At 35.2% G+C, this 19,125-nt stretch carries 10 protein-coding genes; 7 read left to right on the top strand and 3 right to left on the bottom strand.

Annotated elements, in window-relative coordinates:
- The first annotated feature begins 5 nt into the window (after positions 1-5).
- Positions 6-8,525: a DNA-directed RNA polymerase subunit beta/beta' gene (locus ABWU28_RS05525; RefSeq protein ID WP_264376919.1), complete on the top strand. Its 8,520-nt coding sequence runs from the start codon at positions 6-8 to the stop codon at positions 8,523-8,525.
- 34 nt (positions 8,526-8,559) lie between these two features.
- Here ABWU28_RS05525 and dusB read toward each other — a convergent pair whose 3' ends face one another.
- Entirely contained in the window at positions 8,560-9,510 is a 951-nt protein-coding gene (dusB, locus tag ABWU28_RS05520; RefSeq protein ID WP_010402373.1) for a tRNA dihydrouridine synthase DusB, read from the bottom strand.
- A 7-nt stretch (positions 9,511-9,517) separates the two neighbouring features.
- Entirely contained in the window at positions 9,518-10,852 is a 1,335-nt protein-coding gene (locus tag ABWU28_RS05515) for a hypothetical protein (RefSeq protein WP_096097164.1), read from the bottom strand.
- 127 nt (positions 10,853-10,979) lie between these two features.
- Here ABWU28_RS05515 and serS point away from each other — a divergent pair, with 127 nt between their 5' ends.
- On the top strand, positions 10,980-12,260 hold the full coding sequence (serS, locus tag ABWU28_RS05510) for a serine--tRNA ligase (protein ID WP_264376964.1): 1,281 nt from the start codon (positions 10,980-10,982) through the stop codon (positions 12,258-12,260).
- Between the two features lie 31 nt (positions 12,261-12,291).
- Entirely contained in the window at positions 12,292-13,563 is a 1,272-nt protein-coding gene (purD, locus tag ABWU28_RS05505) for a phosphoribosylamine--glycine ligase (protein ID WP_064085927.1), read from the top strand.
- Positions 13,564-13,793: 230 nt separating this feature from the next.
- Here the strand turns inward: purD and ABWU28_RS05500 are convergent, their stop codons facing one another.
- Complete coding sequence (locus tag ABWU28_RS05500; protein ID WP_353275105.1) at positions 13,794-14,264, bottom strand: RDD family protein; 471 nt, start codon at positions 14,262-14,264, stop codon at positions 13,794-13,796.
- Between the two features lie 134 nt (positions 14,265-14,398).
- Here ABWU28_RS05500 and icd point away from each other — a divergent pair, with 134 nt between their 5' ends.
- From icd to ABWU28_RS05480, 4 genes are all read left to right on the top strand, one after another.
- Complete coding sequence (gene icd / locus ABWU28_RS05495; RefSeq protein ID WP_214303269.1) at positions 14,399-15,817, top strand: isocitrate dehydrogenase; 1,419 nt, start codon at positions 14,399-14,401, stop codon at positions 15,815-15,817.
- 166 nt (positions 15,818-15,983) lie between these two features.
- Positions 15,984-16,370 (top strand): hypothetical protein, encoded by a 387-nt coding sequence (locus ABWU28_RS05490; protein WP_353274937.1) that lies wholly within the window; start codon positions 15,984-15,986, stop codon positions 16,368-16,370.
- Positions 16,371-16,396: 26 nt separating this feature from the next.
- Complete coding sequence (ltrA, locus tag ABWU28_RS05485) at positions 16,397-17,698, top strand: group II intron reverse transcriptase/maturase (protein WP_353274935.1); 1,302 nt, start codon at positions 16,397-16,399, stop codon at positions 17,696-17,698.
- Positions 17,699-17,709: 11 nt separating this feature from the next.
- Positions 17,710-19,122 (top strand): molecular chaperone DnaJ, encoded by a 1,413-nt coding sequence (locus ABWU28_RS05480; protein WP_353275103.1) that lies wholly within the window; start codon positions 17,710-17,712, stop codon positions 19,120-19,122.
- Positions 19,123-19,125: the final 3 nt, after the last annotated feature.

The following is a 19,125-nucleotide window of genomic DNA, read 5'->3' as shown; positions in this document are numbered from 1 at the left end:
TTTTAATGGTTGATTCTTCTTATATGTGTGCTTCTAGTGCTTTTGTTCCTAGAGTTTCTTATTCCAGGTCGATTGATTTAAAAGATTCTTTGTTGGATTTGGTTAAAGTCCAAAAGGGGTCATATAATTCCTTTACTCCTAATAATGAGAGTAATGAAAGACTTGAAGCTATCTTTCATACAATTTTTCCAATATCTGATCCTTTGCATAGGGCTACTATCGAATTTTTGAATTGTAGGGTAGATGATCTTAAGTATAGTGAATCTGAATGTATAAAACGTGGTATAACTTTTTCTGCTCAGGTTATTGCTTCTATACGTCTTGTTATTATGCAGGATGGTGTTTCTCTTGAAAAATATCAAGAGATTAAAGAAGATGATGATCATTCTAAGCTTGCAACTGTTATAAAATCTGCTGAAGAGCAGGAGGTTCGCTTTTGTGAACTGCCTATGATGACTGATAAAGGTACTTTCATCATCAATGGCGTAGAGAAAGTTATCGTTTCACAAATGCATAGATCTCCTGGAGTGTTTTTTGATAGTGATAAGGGAAAAACTTACAATTCTGGCAAATTGATCTATTCTGCTAGAGTTATTCCTTATAGAGGTTCTTGGCTTGATATTGAGTTTGATGTTAAAGATCATTTGTATTTTCGTATTGATAGAAAGAGAAAGTTGCCAATATCAGTTTTATTAAAGGCTTTGGGCTTATCAAATAATGACATACTTAATAAATTTTATGAAAAAATAGAGTATATAAAACATAAAAGTGGCTGGAGAGTACCTTTTTCCCCTGATAAATTCAAGGGAGTGAGGCTTCCTTTTGATTTAAAGAATGTTGAAGGCAATGTGTTACTTAAAGCCAATGTTCGTATTACTTCAAAATTAGCTAAAAATCTATATGATAACGGATTGAAAGAGTATCTAATTCCTTATGATTCTATATGTGGTTTATTTCTTGCAGAAGATTTAATAGATAGTGCTAGTTCTACAAAAGTCTTATCTGCTGGTGAATCTATAAAATTAGAGGATATAAAAAAGCTTGAATTATTATCTATAGATAAAATATCAGTGTTGAACATAGATAATGTTTCTGTTGGACCTTACATATTAAACACACTTTTCTTAGATGAAAACATGTCTTATGAGAACGCTCTATATGAAATATATAAGGTTTTGCGTCCTGGTGAAGTTCCTGTTTTAAAGATAGTAGAGGAGTTTTTTCGTAATCTTTTCTTCAGTTCGGAATATTATGATTTGTCTAACATTGGTAGATTAAAACTTAACTCTTGCCTTGGGTTAAATTATGAGGAAAATTTAACTACTTTAACACATGAAGACATTATTGAAATTATAAGAAAAATAGTATTGTTACGTGATGGTCAAGGATCTGTAGATGATATTGATCATTTAGCAAATAGAAGAGTCCGTTCAGTTGGAGAGTTTATAGAAAATCAATTTAGAACTGGATTATTAAAATTGGGACGGGCAGTAGTTGATTCTATGTCTACTTCTAGTTTAGATAAAGTCTCTCCATCTGATTTTATAAATCCAAAAGTGTTAACCAATGTCTTAAGAGATTTTTTCAACTCTTCCCAATTATCTCAATTTATGGATCAGACTAATCCATTATCTGAAATAACACATAAAAGAAGGTTGTCAGCGTTAGGTCCTGGTGGTTTAACAAGAGAGAGGGCGGGATTTGAAGTGCGTGATGTTCATCCAACTCATTACGGAAGAATTTGCCCTATTGAAACTCCTGAGGGGCAGAATATAGGCTTAATTAATAGCTTAGCTATATACGCTCGTATTAATAAATATGGGTTCATTGAAAGTCCTTATAGGAAAGTAGTTAATAAGGTTGTTACTGATCAAATTGAGTATCTGTCTGCTATAGATGAAGGTTTATATTATATAGCCGATACCAGCGCAAAGCTTGATGAGAACAACTGCTTTGTTGATGATATGTTATACTGTAGGTATGCTGGTACCTTTGTAATGGTAAATAGTAATCAAGTAAGTTACATTGATTTATCTCCTAAGCAGGTAATATCGGTTGCTGCTTCTTTAATTCCATTTTTAGAAAATGATGATGCTAATAGAGCGTTAATGGGTTCAAATATGCAGCGTCAAGCTGTACCTTTATTGAAGCCTACTGCTCCTTTGGTTGCTACTGGCATGGAATCTTTCGTAGCTTCTGGCTCTGGTGCTGTAGTTTTAGCAAAACGTGGTGGCATAGTTGACAGCTCAGATAGTAACTCTATAGTTATACGTGCTTTTGACAAAGGAGGAATTAACTACTTGGATGTAGATATTTATCATCTAAGAAAATTTCAGCGTTCTAACCATAATACTTGTATTAACCAGAAACCACTGGTGCATGTAGGTGATTGTGTTAAGGAAGGTGATGTGATAGCTGATGGTCCTGCTATTAATAACGGTGAATTGGCACTTGGCCAAAACTTGCTAGTCGCTTTTATGTCTTGGCAAGGTTATAATTTTGAAGACTCAATCATTATTTCTAGTGAAGTTGTTAAAAAAGATCTATTTACTTCTATTCATATAGAAGAATTTGAATGTGTTGTACATGACACTCCTTTAGGGTCGGAAAAAATAACTCGTGCCATACCCGGTGTTAATGAAGAAAATCTTTATCACTTGGATGATAGTGGTATAGTAAAGGTTGGTACAAGAGTTGGTCCAGGTTATATTTTGGTGGGGAAAGTTACACCTAAGCATTCTCTTTCATTGCCTCCTGAGACAAAATTGTTAATGACAATTTTTGGTGAAAAGTCATTTGATTGTGTGGATTCCTCTTTATATACATCTCCAGATATTGAAGGGATAGTGATTGATGTGCAGGTCTTTACACGCAGAGGGGAAGAAGAAAACGAAAGGGCGTTTCTTATTAAACAAAAAGAGGCAAACGACTTTGAGAAAGAACGAGACCATATAATCAATGTTATTAATCAATATTTCTATGATGAATTAAGAAAAATTCTTATTAATTCTGGCTCTCAAGATCGAGAAAGTATTAATTTTATTGAACGTGAGGGATGGTGGGATATAGGATTGAAAAACCAATCTATTTCTAAGCAAGTTGAGAGCTTAAAAAAAGATTTTGATGAAAAAGTATCACATGCGATAGCAAACTTTAAGCGAAAAGTAGAAAAATTGCATGAAGGCTATGATCTGCCTCAAGGTGTGTCGATGTCAGTAAAAGTTTTTATTGCTGTAAAACATAGTTTGCAGCCAGGAGATAAAATGGCTGGTAGACATGGAAATAAAGGTGTGATTTCTCGAGTTGTTCCAGTAGAAGATATGCCTTATTTAGAAGATGGTACTCCTATTGATATTATTCTTAACCCTCTTGGCGTTCCTTCGCGAATGAATGTAGGTCAAATATTGGAAACGCATGTAGGTTGGGCTTGTAAAAAATTAGGAGAAAAAGTAGGCAATATTCTTGATGAGATCAATAAAATCAAACGTGCTTTTTGTGAGGCAATTAGATCTCTCAGTGATGATGATTTTGAAAAATTTGCAGCATTATATCTTGATAATAAAAAATTTGAGGATATTAATGATGATGAAATAACGGCTTCTATTTTAGATACGCCTAATAAGGATGAATTAAATAATGAATTGACTACATTAGTAGAGAATTATTTCAACTCTTGTAAAGATGCACACAGTAGTTTACGTCACTTCCTGATTGAGGTTTATAGTTGTGGCAGTAATTTATCTATTTGTAATAACATTCGCGATATTAATGATAATCACCTCATTGAATTTGCGTATAAGTTGCGTGATGGCATTCCTGTTACTGCACCTGTATTTGAAGGTCCAAAAGATGAACAAATAGTAAAGCTATTTGAACTTGCTGGATTGGATAACTCTGGGCAAGTTGTATTATATGATGGTTGCTCGGGTGAGAAGTTTGATCGCAAAGTTACAGTTGGTTACATGTACATGCTTAAGTTGCATCACTTAGTAGATGGTAAAATTCATGCGCGTTCAGTAGGACCTTATAGCTTAGTTACTCAACAACCTCTTGGAGGAAAGTCTCATTTTGGTGGTCAGCGTTTTGGTGAAATGGAATGTTGGGCATTGCAAGCCTATGGTGCTGCTTACACTTTGCAGGAAATGTTAACTGTGAAGTCTGATGATATTAATGGCAGGGTTAAGATTTATGAATCGGTAATAAAAGGTGACAGTAACTTTGAATGTGGAATTCCTGAATCCTTTAATGTCATGATAAAAGAGTTGCGTTCCTTGTGTTTTAATGTGGATTTGAAGCAAAATGACATAGTAATTGAAGATATATCTCATACTAACATCGCGCAATCTTTTAATGAGGTTAGCATTTCCATTGCTAGCCCTGAAAGTATTAAACGTATGTCTTATGGAGAGATAACAGATGTTTCAACTGCAAACTACCGTACATTCAAAGTTGAGAAAGGTGGATTATTTTGTCCTAAAATTTTTGGTCCTGTCAATGATGATGAATGTTTATGTGGAAAGTACAAAAAAAGAAGACATAGGGGCCGTATATGCGAAAAATGTGGAGTAGAAGTTACATCTTCTAAAGTAAGAAGAGAAAGAATGGGTCATATAGAGCTTGCATCTCCTGTTGCTCATATATGGTTTTTGAAGTCACTTCCTTCAAGAATTGGAGCATTATTAGATATGTCTCTTAGAGATATCGAAAGTATTTTGTATAGTGATAATTATGTTGTAATAGATCCTCTTGTTTCCTCTTTTGAAAAAGGTGAAATTATTAGTGAGAAAGCTTATAATGAAGCTAAAGATAGCTATGGGGTCGATAGCTTTATAGCTATGCAAGGTGTTGAAGCTATAAGAGAATTGCTAATACGCCTTGATTTACATGAAATTAGGAAGAATTTAAGACAGGAGTTAGAGTCTGTTGCTTCTGAAATGAGAAGAAAGAAAATTATAAAGAGATTACGTATTGTTGAAAATTTTATCAAGTCTGGAAACAGACCTGAGTGGATGATACTTACAGCTATACCTATTTTACCACCTGACTTGCGTCCCTTGGTATCGCTTGAAAGTGGTCGACCTGCAGTTTCTGATTTAAATCATCATTATAGAACTATTATTAATCGAAATAATAGATTGAGAAAATTGTTAAGTTTAAATCCTCCTGAGATTATGATTCGTAATGAGAAAAGAATGTTACAAGAGGCAGTTGATTCTCTTTTTGATAATAGTCGTCGTAATGCTCTGGTAAATAAAGCTGGCGCTACTGGATATAAAAAGTCTATTAGCGATATGCTGAAAGGAAAGCAAGGTCGTTTCCGTCAGAATCTTTTAGGAAAAAGGGTAGATTATTCTGGACGTTCTGTAATAGTTGTTGGTCCAACTTTGAAACTAAATCAGTGTGGATTACCGAAAAGAATGGCTCTTGAGCTATTCAAGCCTTTTGTTTACTCAAGGCTTAAAATATATGGAATGGCTCCAACTATTAAATTTGCTAGTAAGTTAATAAGAGCAGAAAAGCCAGAAGTTTGGGATATGCTTGAAGAAGTAATAAAAGAGCATCCTGTTTTGCTAAATAGAGCGCCTACGCTACATAGGCTTGGTATTCAGGCTTTTGAGCCAGTCCTTATTGAAGGTAAAGCAATACAGCTTCATCCACTTGTTTGTACAGCATTTAACGCTGACTTTGATGGTGATCAAATGGCAGTACATGTGCCAATTTCATTGGAAGCTCAACTTGAAGCTAGAGTGTTGATGATGTCAATTAATAACGTTTTAAGTCCTTCTAATGGAAGACCGATTATAGTTCCTAGTAAAGATATAGTGCTTGGTATATACTACCTAACTTTACAGCAACTTAAGAAGGATGATTTACCACTTTTTTGTGCTTTTTGTGAAGTTGAGCATTCCTTAAACAACGGTACTCTGCATATTCATTCTCATATAAAGTACAAAATGGAACACATCAATAGCGATGGAAACATTCAGTATAAAACTATTTGTACAACTCCTGGACGTTTAATATTATGGCAGATTTTTCCTAAACATGAGAATCTAAGCTTCGATTTAATAAATCAGGTATTAACAGTTAAGGAAATAACTAGTATTGTTGATTTAGTATATCGTAGCTGCGGTCAAAGTGCTACAGTGGTATTTTCTGATAAATTGATGACACTTGGCTTTGAGTATGCTACATTTTCTGGTACTTCTTTTAGTCGTTGCGATATGGTCATACCTGAAACTAAAGCTACACACGTTGATTATACAAGGGGTGAAATTAAGAAATTTTCTGCACAGTATCAAGACGGACTAATCACTAAAAGTGAGAGGTATAATAAAGTTATAGATGAGTGGTCTAAGTGCACAGATATAATAGCGAATGATATGTTAAAAGCGATATCTCTGTATGATGAAAATAGTAAGTACAATTCAATATATATGATGGTTAGCTCCGGTGCAAGAGGTTCTACTTCCCAGATGAAGCAGTTAGCAGGAATGCGAGGGTTAATGACCAAACCTTCTGGTGAAATTATAGAAACACCTATAATTTCTAATTTTCGCGAAGGATTAAATGTATTTGAATACTTTAATTCTACTCACGGTGCGCGTAAAGGTTTAGCTGATACTGCACTTAAAACTGCAAACTCTGGATACTTAACTCGTCGCTTGGTTGATGTATCTCAAAATTGCATAGTTACAAAACATGACTGTAAAACGAAAAATGGCCTTATTGTAAGAGCTATAGTTGAAGGTAGTACTATAGTTGCATCTCTAGAGAGTGTTGTACTGGGTAGAACAGCTGCAAATGATATATATAACCCAGTAACCAAAGAGTTATTATTAAAAGCAGGGGAACTAATTGATGAAGGTAAAGTAAAGCAAATCAACATTGCAGGTCTTGATGTTATAAAAATTAGATCGCCTTTAACTTGTGAAATAAGTCCTGGTGTGTGTTCTTTGTGTTATGGAAGAGACCTTGCAACTGGTAAAATTGTTTCAATAGGTGAAGCAGTTGGTGTTATCGCTGCTCAATCTGTTGGAGAGCCAGGTACTCAGTTAACGATGCGTACTTTCCATATAGGTGGGGTAATGACTAGAGGTGTTGAATCCTCAAATATTATAGCTTCTATTAATGCTAGAATAAAATTAAACAATAGTAATATAATTATAGATAAAAACGGAAATAAAATTGTGATAAGCCGTTCCTGTGAAGTCGTTTTAATTGATAGCCTTGGTAGTGAAAAATTGAAGCACAGTGTGCCTTATGGTGCTAAACTTTATGTAAATGAGGGTGAGTTAGTAAAAATTGGTGATAAAGTTGCAGAATGGGATCCGTATACACTACCTATTATTACGGAAAAGAGTGGTACAATATCTTACCAGGATTTAAAAGATGGAATTTCAATCACTGAAGTGATGGATGAATCTACAGGGATATCAAATAGAGTAGTAAAAGATTGGAAATTGTACTCTGGTGTAGCTAATTTACGTCCTCGTATTGCACTGCTTGATGATAATGAAAAAGTAATAACACTTTCAAGTGGTGTGGAAGCATGTTACTTTATACCAGTTGGTGCAGTGCTTAATGTACAGGATGGCCAAAAGGTTCATGCAGGTGATGTTATCACAAGAACGCCGAGAGAGTCAGTTAGAACTCGTGATATTACTGGTGGCTTGCCTAAGGTTATAGAATTATTTGAAGCACGTCGTCCTAAAGAGCATGCTATCGTTAGTGAAATAGATGGCTATGTAATGTTCTCTGAAAAAGACCGTAGAGGAAAACGCAGTATAGTAATTAAACCTGTAGATAAGCAAGCTTCTCCAGTTGAGTATTTAGTATCAAGAAGTAAGCATGTAATAGTTAATGAAGGTGATTTTGTGCGTAAAGGTGATTTATTGATGGATGGCGATCCTGATCTTCATGATATTCTACGTGTGCTTGGGTTAGAAGCGTTAGCACACTATATGATTTCTGAAATACAGCAAGTTTATAGATTGCAAGGTGTGCGCATAGATAACAAGCATTTAGAAGTGATCTTAAAGCAAATGCTACAAAAAGTAGAAATTACCGATCCTGGTGATACTATGTACTTAATTGGAGAAAATATTGACAGGCTGGAAATTGATAGAGAAAATGATGCTATGAATAACTCTGGAAAACGACCTGCTCATTATCTTCCTATTCTGCAGGGAATTACTAGAGCAAGCCTTGAAACTAATTCCTTTATTTCTGCTGCCTCTTTCCAAGAAACAACAAAAGTACTTACGGAAGCAGCATTTTGCGGAAAGAGTGATCCTTTGAGTGGGTTAAAAGAAAATGTTATAGTAGGAAGGTTAATTCCTGCTGGTACGGGTCTGATTATGAATAAGGTGAAAGCACTTTCGCTTTGTGAAAATATAGATAAATATGAAAAATATTTTGATATTGAGACTTATGACGAAAAATTGCTGAGTGATAATAGTTATCAATTACATTCTGATGAAGAAGAGAGTGTGGTGGCATCGCACTATGATCAGTCAAATTGAATATATCTAATGAGGTAGTATGTTTAATCTGTTTTTAACTAAAAAAATCGATTATATTTTCTTTCACCTCTGTGCTGTCTATTATGTTATTTACTCTTACACGAAATTCAGATGAGTTTTGAAGCCCGCTACTGTACCATCCTATATGTTTGCGGGCCATCTTTATTCCTGTATCGCTTCCATAGTACTCAAGAATACTGTCATAATGCTTGAGTATTATGCTTAATCTCTCTGAGGCTGTTGGCTCAGAAACTTTATTTCCACTCAAAAAGTTTATTGCTTGATTAATCAGCCAAGGTTTGCCGTAAGCACCACGACCTATCATTACTCCATCTGCCCCAGATTCTTTAAGTGCACTTTGAACATCATTCAAACTCTTAATATCTCCATTTACTATAACTGGAATTTTTACCTGCTCTTTAACATTTCTAACGAATTTCCAATCTGCTTGACCATTATAAAGCTGTGCCCTTGTCCTTCCATGTACAGTAATCATCTTTGCTCCCAAATCTTCTGCAATTTTTGCCAAGCGCGGAGCATTACGATTTTCGTCATTCCATCCAGTACGCATTTTTACTGTAACTGGCACACTCACTGCCTTGACTACAGCTTCTATTATCTCAGCAGCCTTTTTTTCATCACGCATAAGTGCTGACCCTGCGTAACCGTTTACAACTTTTTTAACTGGACAACCAAAATTTATATCTATGATTTTTGCACCCATGCCCTCATTTAACTTTGCAGCTTCCGCCATAACATCAGGCTCACAACCAGCAAGTTGTACAGCGGTTAGTTCATCGACTTTTGCTTTTTGCATGCTCTGGCGAGTTTGCATGATCATAGCTCTGCTTGCAATCATTTCTGAGACTAGCAAACTTGCACCAAGTTTCTTTACAATACTCCTAAATGGATAGTCAGTCACTCCAGACATTGGCGCTAAAATAACTGGAGAATCAATCGTCAAACTTCCTATTTGTAGGGACATAGGCTTTCTAGTCGCTAGAAAATGCATTTTTAACACTATTACAAGCTGCTATTATAACATCTTGCACAAATGAATTTGCTTTCTCTATAAGAGAAGGCTCTACCTCTACCACCTCGCACCTCTCATAATGACCAGGCGTTAAGTATATCGTTTCTTGTTTTTTATCACCCCACAACTCGTCATTTAATTTATAACTCTCACGATTAAATATCTGATTTAGTTGATCATCATTTATCATTTGTAGATTTGGCTCAAACTTTTTTTGCTCCTCGCTGTTGTTATCTTTATAGTAAACATTAATTTCAATATTAGCTAAAGAAGCTAATATACTAATTTCTTCAATAAAAATAAAATAACTTTGACTTTTTATTGCTTCAAGATAAGCTTGATAGAGTTCAGGTTTGTTAAGGAATGATTGTGTAATAAATTCACTATTATACTGGGTATTGTATTCATTTTCACCAAGGCCATAAAGAGCTTCTGCATATTCTTTTAAATTATGTATAGCTTGATCGCGTGATATATTAAGTTTACTAACAGCTTTACTCACTAACTTTTCTACATTATCTTCAGCATTTTTAATTTCCTTATTCATTTGTTCAACCAACTTCCTTATTTTATCAGACTTACCAGTTAAATCGCCTGGCTTATTTAAAAACATATTAAAAACCTTTTCTAGCTGCTCCTTTAAAGGAGTTGGCATACTTGAATCACCTAAAGATTTAAATTGACTTAAAAATTTGTTCCATTCCATTCTCATATCTTGTGCTCTTTCAGCCTTATATTGACCGGAGCTGCTATCACCAAACACTGCATGAAAAAAGCAGTTTCCATCACCTGTAGTATTATATCGAACAATTTTTGTTTGTTTAGGTTGCTCACTTTCTATTGAGCCCATACTCACACCACTATCTGTAGATGGAGAATAGGAATTTCTACGTACCCTCTTATCCGAATCATTTGTTTGTCTTGATATAGTATCTAGTCCACTATCCAGTGATTTACTTCTTGTGAATTTTTGCTCTTTTGGACTCTTTTCTTCCTTTACAGTTCCTTTTTCATCAACATAACCTTTTACCAAGTAAAATAAAGGTTCAATAACCATCTTGTATGTCGCTGCAAGCACTATTCCCATTAAGATCCAAGCTATAGGGTTGGAGATGAGCATAGCAAGTGGTAAGGTTAAGAGGAAAGATCCCATTATTAATCCCAAACAGCCAATGGTAAATGTAGTCGCCAAATATATACAAAAAGCGTAGACAGCAAATCTTCCACTAGCCTTAAGTTTAGTGAAGTGAGTACTCTCTTTAGATTTATTGTATCTTTCTATGATGGCTAACATATTATATTTCACGTTTATCAATTCTAGCAAATTATGAAGGTAAAATCAATATTAGCATTTATATGTAAAAATATTGAGCATTCAAAGCTTTTGAAGTAGAGTAATGATGTTAGTAATAGCACAACATATGCATGATATAGAACATATACGCAAAAACCCTAAAGGATTTGAAAAAGCAATAAAAAGCAGAGGGGTGAAAGAATTTACTACAGAAGAAATATTAGAGATTGACCATAAAAAAAGATCACTGACTACTAAATTGCAAGCTTTAAATAAGCAACGAAACGAGGTCACGGAAGAAATAAAGAGGCTTAAAATGAACAAAAGCCCATGTGAAGAACAAGTAAAGTTATCAAAAAGCATCACAAGTGAGATAGAGACAATCAGCCTCAAGGAGCAAACAGAAAAAAATAAGTTAGTGGATATTTTATCTAACTTACCAAATATTTCTGCACAAAATGTACCAACAGGTGAAGATGAGAGCTCCAACGTAGAAATCAGAAAATATGGAAAGAGAAGAAAATTTGATTTTACACCAAAATTTCATTATGAACTCGGAGAAAGGTTAGGCTTGATGGATTTTGAACAAGCAGCAAAAATTTCTGGATCAAGGTTTACAATACTAAAAGGACAGTTAGCTAAGCTTGGACGAGCATTAATAAATTTTATGCTGGAAACACATGTTAATGAATTTGGTTATACTGAAGTGCATCATCCAGTTTTAGTAAAGGATAGGGCGATGTATAATGTTGGTCAACTACCAAAATTTTTTGATGATTCATATTTAACTACCGATAAATTAAGATTAATTCCCACAAGTGAAGTAGTTTTAACAAATTTAGTTGCTGACAAAATAATAGAAGAAAAAGAACTGCCTATTCGTTTTACTGCATATTCAGAATGTTTTCGTAAAGAAGCTGGTAGCGCAGGACGAGATACAAGAGGTATGATAAGGCAACACCAATTTGGTAAAGTGGAGTTGGTAAGCATCACAACTGAAGACCAGTCAAATGATGAGCTTGAACGCATGACAAATGCTGCTGAGGAAATATTAAAAAAATTAGAACTACCGTATAGAATAATGCTGCTTTGTAGTGGTGATATGGGCTTTGCTGCACAAAAGACTTATGATATAGAGGTATGGTTACCTGAGCAAAATAAGTACAGAGAAATATCAAGCTGCTCAAATTGCGGTACGTTCCAGGCAAGAAGAATGAACACTAAATACTTCTTAGAAACTGACAGAAAAACAAAAAAATACGTTCACACTTTAAACGGCTCAGCTTTAGCCATAGGAAGAACAATTGTTGCCATAATGGAGAACTATCAAAATTCCGATGGGTCAGTTACAATACCAAACGTGTTGCAAAGATACATGAGTAATGATACTGTTATAAGCAAACAATAATTTTGACATATAGAAAAGCGAGGAAATAAAGATGAAGGTTCTGGTTATAGGTTCTGGTGGGCGTGAGCATGCTTTACTTTGGGCTTTAAAGAAGTCTCCTACCTTGACTAAGTTATATGTTACTCCTGGTCGCCCGGCCATGGAAAATTTTGGAGTTCTTGTGAATATAAATATTCAAGATTCAGTGGATGTTATACAATTTTGCAAGAAAGAAAATATAGAGCTAGTAATTATTGGTCCAGAGCAACCGATAATTAATGGACTTGCTGATGATTTAGCTGCAGAGGGAATAAATGTTTTTGCTCCAAGTCAAGCAGCTGCAAAACTTGAGGCATCAAAGTCTTTTACGAAGGAACTATGTAAACAGTATGGTATACCAACTGCAAAGTATGAGCGTTTTATTGATGAAAGGTTAGCTAAAAATTTTGTCCGTAGTAATAAAATAAAATTTCCGCTTGTAATTAAAGCAAATGGAATTGCAGCAGGGAAAGGCGTCATAATATGCCACACAGAAAATGAAGCTTTTTCAGCAATAGATTCAATGCTAGTGGAGAAAAATCTTGGTGAGTCAGGTGAAGAAATAATCATAGAAGAGTTTTTAATTGGAGAGGAAGTAAGTTTTTTTGCTCTTATTGATGGGTTGAAGGTAGTAACCCTTGGGTGTGCAAAAGATTACAAGAGAGTTGGTGAAAATAACGAGGGACAAAATACTGGAGGCATGGGGTCATACTCATCACCTTCGATTATAAGTAAGGAGATGGAGCAAAAAATTATCCAAAAAATAATATATCCTACAATTCAAGCACTGACTAACATGGGAACATCCTATAAAGGCGTACTCTTTGCTGGTTTAATGATTTGCAAAGATAGTCCAAAGCTTCTTGAGTATAATGTTAGGTTTGGGGATCCGGAAATACAATCTATTTTACCTAGACTTGATCCAAATTGTGATTTGTTAAAGTTGATGTTGTCAGTTGCAGAAGGCAAGTTAAATACAAAAATGGTGGAGTTTAATCACAAAACTACAGTTTGTGTAGTTGTTGCAAGTAAAGGCTATCCTGGTGATTATCAAAAAGGAGAGGTAATTAAAGGATTGGATAAAATTGAAAACATTCCTGGTGTGCTAGTTTTTCATGCTGGTACTAAGTTGGATGAAAGTGGTAATTGGATTTCCGATGGCGGAAGAGTGCTAAATATAGTAGGAGAAGGAAACACTGTGGAAGAAGCTAAAAGTAAAGTGTACTCAGCGTTAAATTTTCTAGAATGGTCAGGTGGGTTCTTCAGGTATGATATTGGTAGTTAATTTAGCTCATGCAGAAACAAAAAAAGTCACTTTGTAAGCAGTAAACTAAAGAAAAACATGATATCTGTTCAGATTCATGTGAAACCAGTGCTTCTTTTCTTGTCATGAAAGTAGCTGACACTGGGATGACACCATCTATTATGCAAATTACCTGCTAATTTGCAATGTTCGTACAGATGTGGATCACGCGCTGGAATAACACCCTTGGTGGTAACAACTAAAGAAAAATATCAACTAGGTTTATAGTCTATTACTACTGTTTTTGCAATTTTGTCATAAAACGTTTGTTTGCGTTGATCAAATATTGCAAACATTAAAACTAAAGTTAGTATAATAAAAAGGCATCCAGAAACATAGCCAGGCAAAAGATAAGACAGAAAACTATAAATAACCCAAATGCCTTCCCTAAAAATGTATCTTATTGTTGATTGCATTAGAGTAACGTTTTTAAATGTATTTGCATCTTTTATACGTACACTGCACAGTAATCTTCCTGGGGTGCAACCGTACTTTGTTATTGTTAATATATTAAATATTATATATGTTATAAGCAGTGTTGCCATAAGAATTGTCATGTTTTTATCCACATTATCTAGATCAAAAAGGAGTGAAACGAATGCTATTATCATCCATAAAACACCGTTGACCACACATGCTAAAACTCGCCTTAGAATTCCTGCATAACTTATTTTAGTATCCATACACTTTCCATATTTTGCAATGCTATAACCAGTATAAAAGTTCATTATTAAATAACCGTAAATATGCTATTTTAGCAACATTGACCCACTTTATTATTTGAATTAACATTAAATCATTTACAGTTAAGGAAGTTATGTCAACATCAGTCACAGTTGCGTATGGTGATGGTATCGGACCAGAAATTATGGAAGCGGTGCTGTCGATATTGCGTGAAGCGAAAGCAGAGATCTCAATAGATATTATTGAAATAGGGGAGCGTGTTTATAGTAAGGAATGGTCTCATGGAATTTCTCCGAGTGGTTGGGAATCTATCGAAAGGACAAAGATATTACTCAAATCTCCAACAACAACCCCTCAAGGTAAAGGGCACAAAAGCTTAAACGTTGCACTCAGAAAGAACTTAGGGCTGTATGCAAACATTAGACCATGCATTTCGTATCACCCTGTTATAGAAAATAAATTCGATAAATTTGATGTTGTTGTAATACGCGAAAATGAAGAGGACGTTTACACCGGAATAGAGCATAGGCTCACTGGTGACTCGTACCAATGCACTAAAATTATTACTAGATCTGGCTCAGAAAAAATATGCAGGTATGCTTTTGAATATGCGAAAAAACATAACAGAAAGAAAGTAACTTGCCTGACTAAAGACAACATAATGAAAATGACTGACGGCGCTTTTCATGCAGCGTTTGATCGTATTGCAAAAGAATATCCGGATATAAAGGCGGAACATTATATAGTTGATATTGGAATGGCACGTGTTGCCACAGAACCCGAGAATTTCGATGTTATAGTAACTGAAAATCTATATGGCGACATATTATCAGACATAGTAGCACAAACCTCAGGTTCTGTAGGGCTTGCAGGAAGTAGCAATATAGGTAATGAATATGCAATGTTTGAAGCGGTTCACGGCTCTGCTCCTGATATTGCAGGAAAAAATATAGCTAATCCTTCTGGTCTTTTAAATGCCGCAGTACATATGTTGGTCTATATTGGTCAAGTGAGTACTGCAAAACTAATCTACGATGCATGGCTCAAGACTTTGGAAGATGGAGTACATACCGCTGATTTATATAAGAAGAAAAGGAGTAAGCAGAAAGTTGGTACCAAAGAATTTGCAAAAGCTGTTATAGATAATCTAGGGAAAAAACCCACAACGTTATCTGAGCTTATAATTAGCAGTGATTCGGATAGTAAAATAAATAAAGTACAAGACAATTACGAACAAGATTACAAAGTTAAAAAGCTAGTGGGTAGTGATATAACGCTTGCTTGGGACAAATCCAACAATTTTGATCAAATAGTTAGGTTATTTGAATCGAGTAATCTGAAAATGATAGCAATATACTCAAAAGGACTTGCAATTTGGCCAGGAGGCTCAAAGTCTTCAAGTGACCAAATAATCTGCAGGTTTATTGCAAATAATGAAATTACAAATAGTGATGTGAATAACTTGCTAATCAAATTTGAGGAACACAATTTTGATGTGGTGAGAATGGATAAGTTGTATTTGTATGATGGGAAAGAGGGTTTCTTCTCTTAGTGGTTGCTTGATATTTTTATGCTTGTGTGAAACATTAAATATATTATACTAATAGCATCGTGTATTTATGTGAGGTGTAGTAATGGTGCGCCAAGAAGTGCTTGGAGAACAGTTGGTGAAAATCCAACACAAACAAAGTCTAGCCAACAGTTTGGAACAGACCACTATGTTGCATGAGGTAACGAGTGTAATAGAGCTAGTGGGATGGACAATGCAGGGTACAACGAAAGTGAAGGGATTGAGTTCCGAAATACCTGAAGACATAGAGGTCGACATTTTCATGGCCATGGAAGACAGCATGAAGGATAGCGTAAAGGCAAGTTATCACTCACTCTATCGGGATCTGAGACCGTGCCATGTATTGAAATGGACTTCAAGTGAACTTGGGAGATCCTATGCATTCCTACAAAGGTACGCTGGAACAAGTCAACAAAGGCAAGAACTAGCGGAAGATGCAGGGGAAGTCGGACTGATTGATAGTACTCAGAATGTGGGAAAGCCACGTACAAGGGGAAGCGATCAGCAATATAGTAACTGGAATAGGGATTGCTAGGCCAATACAACGGAGGTTGGAATAACATGCAAAATAAACTAAACCAGATAGCAGTAAGAGCAAAGCAAGATAAGCGACTAAAATTCACATCGTTAGTCCATCTGATAAATACAGAGAATCTTGCGAGATGTTATAAAGAACTGAAGCGTAACAAGGCTTGTGGAGTAGACCAGATAACAGTGGAATCATACGGAGAAAATCTGAATGAGAAACTCGAAGTGCTAGTAGAAAGTATGAAGAGGAAGCAATATCAACCACAACCAGTAAAGAGGGTATATATACCGAAAGCTGGAAGTAAAGAGAAACGCGGACTCGGAATACCATCGACCGAGGATAAATTAGTACAGATTATGCTGAAGAAGATACTAGAAAATATTTACGAGGCAAACTTTCTGGACAGCTCATATGGATTTCGACCTGGAAGAAACTGTCATCAAGCGGTAAATGCACTAGATAAAGCAGTTATGTACAAGCCAATAAACTACATTGTAGAAGTGGATATCAAGAAGTTCTACGATAATATACAGCATAAATGGCTAATGAGATGTCTAAGGGAACGAATAACTGACCCAAATTTGCGGTGGTTAGTAAAGCGGTTTCTCAAGGCAGGGATAGTCGAAGCTGGAAATTATGAAGCAACAAAACAAGGTACACCCCAAGGTGGTATAGTAAGTCCTGTATTAGCAAATATATACTTACATTATGTGTTGGATTTATGGATAGAAAAGAAATTTAAACCAAGATCCAGAGGATATATACAACTAATAAGGTTTTGCGACGATTTTGTGGTTTGTTGCGAAAGTAAGGTAGACGCGGAAGAATTTCTGGAATTACTGAAACAAAGGCTAAATAAATTTGGGTTGGAAGTATCTGAAAACAAGACCAGAGTAGTAAAGTTTGGCAAGAGGGAGTGGCAACAAGCGATAAGAGAGAAACGAAGGACGGAAAGTTTCAATTTTCTGGGGTTTACGCACTATGGTGCAAAAAGTCGTCGTGGTAGATTAATAATGGGACATAAAACCTCAAAGTTAAATCTAGCCAGAAAACTAAAAGAAATCAAGGAGTGGTTGAAAATAGTCCGCGGAAGTATTCGACTTAAAGCTTGGTGGCAAGTACTGAAGGCTAAATTAACAGGACACTATAACTACTTTGGTATTAGCGGAAATTATTGGTGTTTGAAACAATTTTACACATCAGTAAGAAAGCTAGCATTTAAATGGATAAATCGGCGTAGTCAGAAAAAGAGTATGACCTGGGAACAGTTTGTACACTACGTAGAAGTAAATCCATTACCAAAGCCAAAAATACATTTTTCTTTATATGCATAAGAGGGACGACTGTGAAAACTAATATTGATGAGCCGTGTGCGGGAAATCTGCAAGCACGGTTCTTTAGGGGGAGTTGTAGTAATAAAACTCAAACGAGAGGAGTAAAGCTACAGCTTCTACCGAACAGTCAACATTTTAAGTTAACTGGTCAGGAGTTTTATGATAGTAATGGTCTGTTTAACGTACTAGAGATAAAAGCTGAACAAATTGTAGGTAAAGATTATCAAGCTCTTAGCAAGTTTCTGAAAAAACAATATAATAAATTGATACTTGTAAACCATCCTGACAAAGGTGGAAACAAAAATAGATTTGATCAGATTTATAAAGCTTATCAAGAGCTAAAAAAGTACATTAAACCTTTGGAGTCAGGAAATCCTTGTGTTAAAGTCAGCGTTGATGCTGAAAGTAATGGACGTTTAACGGCAAGAGAGTTTCACTATAGGAGAAAGTTGTTTAACGAGCTAAAAATCAGTGAGGAAGAAGCTGTAGGTAAAGATTGTGATGGGTTGATTGCTATACTAAAAAGAAATGATTGTTCGTTTGGAGAAGACCTAAAAAGCTATAATGAACTTCAGGCTCAAATAGAGAGGATTTTGCTAAATCCAAATTTAGATAATTTTCAGAGGAGTGTACAAAGTGCAAAGTTAATGCAAGAGTTATATCAATATATAGCAAAGCCAAGCATACAATTATTCAATTATATTTCTCCTCTAAAGGAAAAAAAGAACCTAGTAGATGAGGATAAAAAAGAATTAGCGTTAAGATTTATAGAACGTAAAAATGCCTTACTATTTATTCGGACTCTTAGTGTTCTACCCTTAGGCCTGTTAACTACAGTTACTATAGGTTGCTATTTTTCATGGTGGATCATAGCATTTAACATCGCTATTAGTAGAGCCTCTGGTTTATTAGTGAATTATTATATGGAAAAGTATAAAAATTCAGAAATTTCTACTGATGAATTCATGAGTAAAATGAGCTATATCGAGCTAAGTAGTAAGCTTCTTATCAACTATCCTTTAGCTGCTTTTTCTGTTTATTTAGTTACAATAAATTTCATTGCTAATGGATTAACTGTTGGTGGAGCTGTACTTGGTCCACTATTGTTATTGGCAGTATTAATTGAAATGTTAGCTCCTGTTTTCTCAAAAGGCTGTGAAATATATGCTGACAAGCACACAAAAGATTTACTAGAAGAGGATCCAAGAGATAGAGTGCAAAAGGAGACTGATCTGTTAGGACGGTATGATCCACGAAGGCTATTAATGCCGATAATTATGCCTCTTGTTAGAAAGTGTTTTGCAGAAGTGGCAAGCAAATTTGCTGAGAGGAATTTTGATGAGGTAAAAACTGATATGTCTGATGTTAATACTGAAGGACTATCTAATCCTCAAGCAATTGAATTTGCACAGCAAACAGTATAGTAT

Origin of the sequence: Wolbachia endosymbiont (group B) of Pilophorus perplexus (assembly GCF_964028155.1) — a bacterium.
In the GTDB taxonomy this organism is placed as follows: domain Bacteria; phylum Pseudomonadota; class Alphaproteobacteria; order Rickettsiales; family Anaplasmataceae; genus Wolbachia.
Note: the sequence above shows the minus strand (reverse complement) of the source record. Positions and strands in the feature narration are given on the sequence as shown.

Coding starts and splice junctions, on each gene's coding strand:
- ABWU28_RS05515 (WP_096097164.1), bottom strand. CDS start 10,852: ATGTTAGCCATCATAGAAAGATACAATAAATCTAAAGAGAGTACTCAC.
- dusB (WP_010402373.1), bottom strand. CDS start 9,510: ATGTCCCTACAAATAGGAAGTTTGACGATTGATTCTCCAGTTATTTTA.
- purD (WP_064085927.1), top strand. CDS start 12,292: ATGAAGGTTCTGGTTATAGGTTCTGGTGGGCGTGAGCATGCTTTACTT.
- serS (WP_264376964.1), top strand. CDS start 10,980: ATGCATGATATAGAACATATACGCAAAAACCCTAAAGGATTTGAAAAA.
- icd (WP_214303269.1), top strand. CDS start 14,399: ATGTCAACATCAGTCACAGTTGCGTATGGTGATGGTATCGGACCAGAA.
- ABWU28_RS05500 (WP_353275105.1), bottom strand. CDS start 14,264: ATGGATACTAAAATAAGTTATGCAGGAATTCTAAGGCGAGTTTTAGCA.
- ltrA (WP_353274935.1), top strand. CDS start 16,397: ATGCAAAATAAACTAAACCAGATAGCAGTAAGAGCAAAGCAAGATAAG.
- ABWU28_RS05490 (WP_353274937.1), top strand. CDS start 15,984: ATGTTGCATGAGGTAACGAGTGTAATAGAGCTAGTGGGATGGACAATG.
- ABWU28_RS05525 (WP_264376919.1), top strand. CDS start 6: ATGGTTGATTCTTCTTATATGTGTGCTTCTAGTGCTTTTGTTCCTAGA.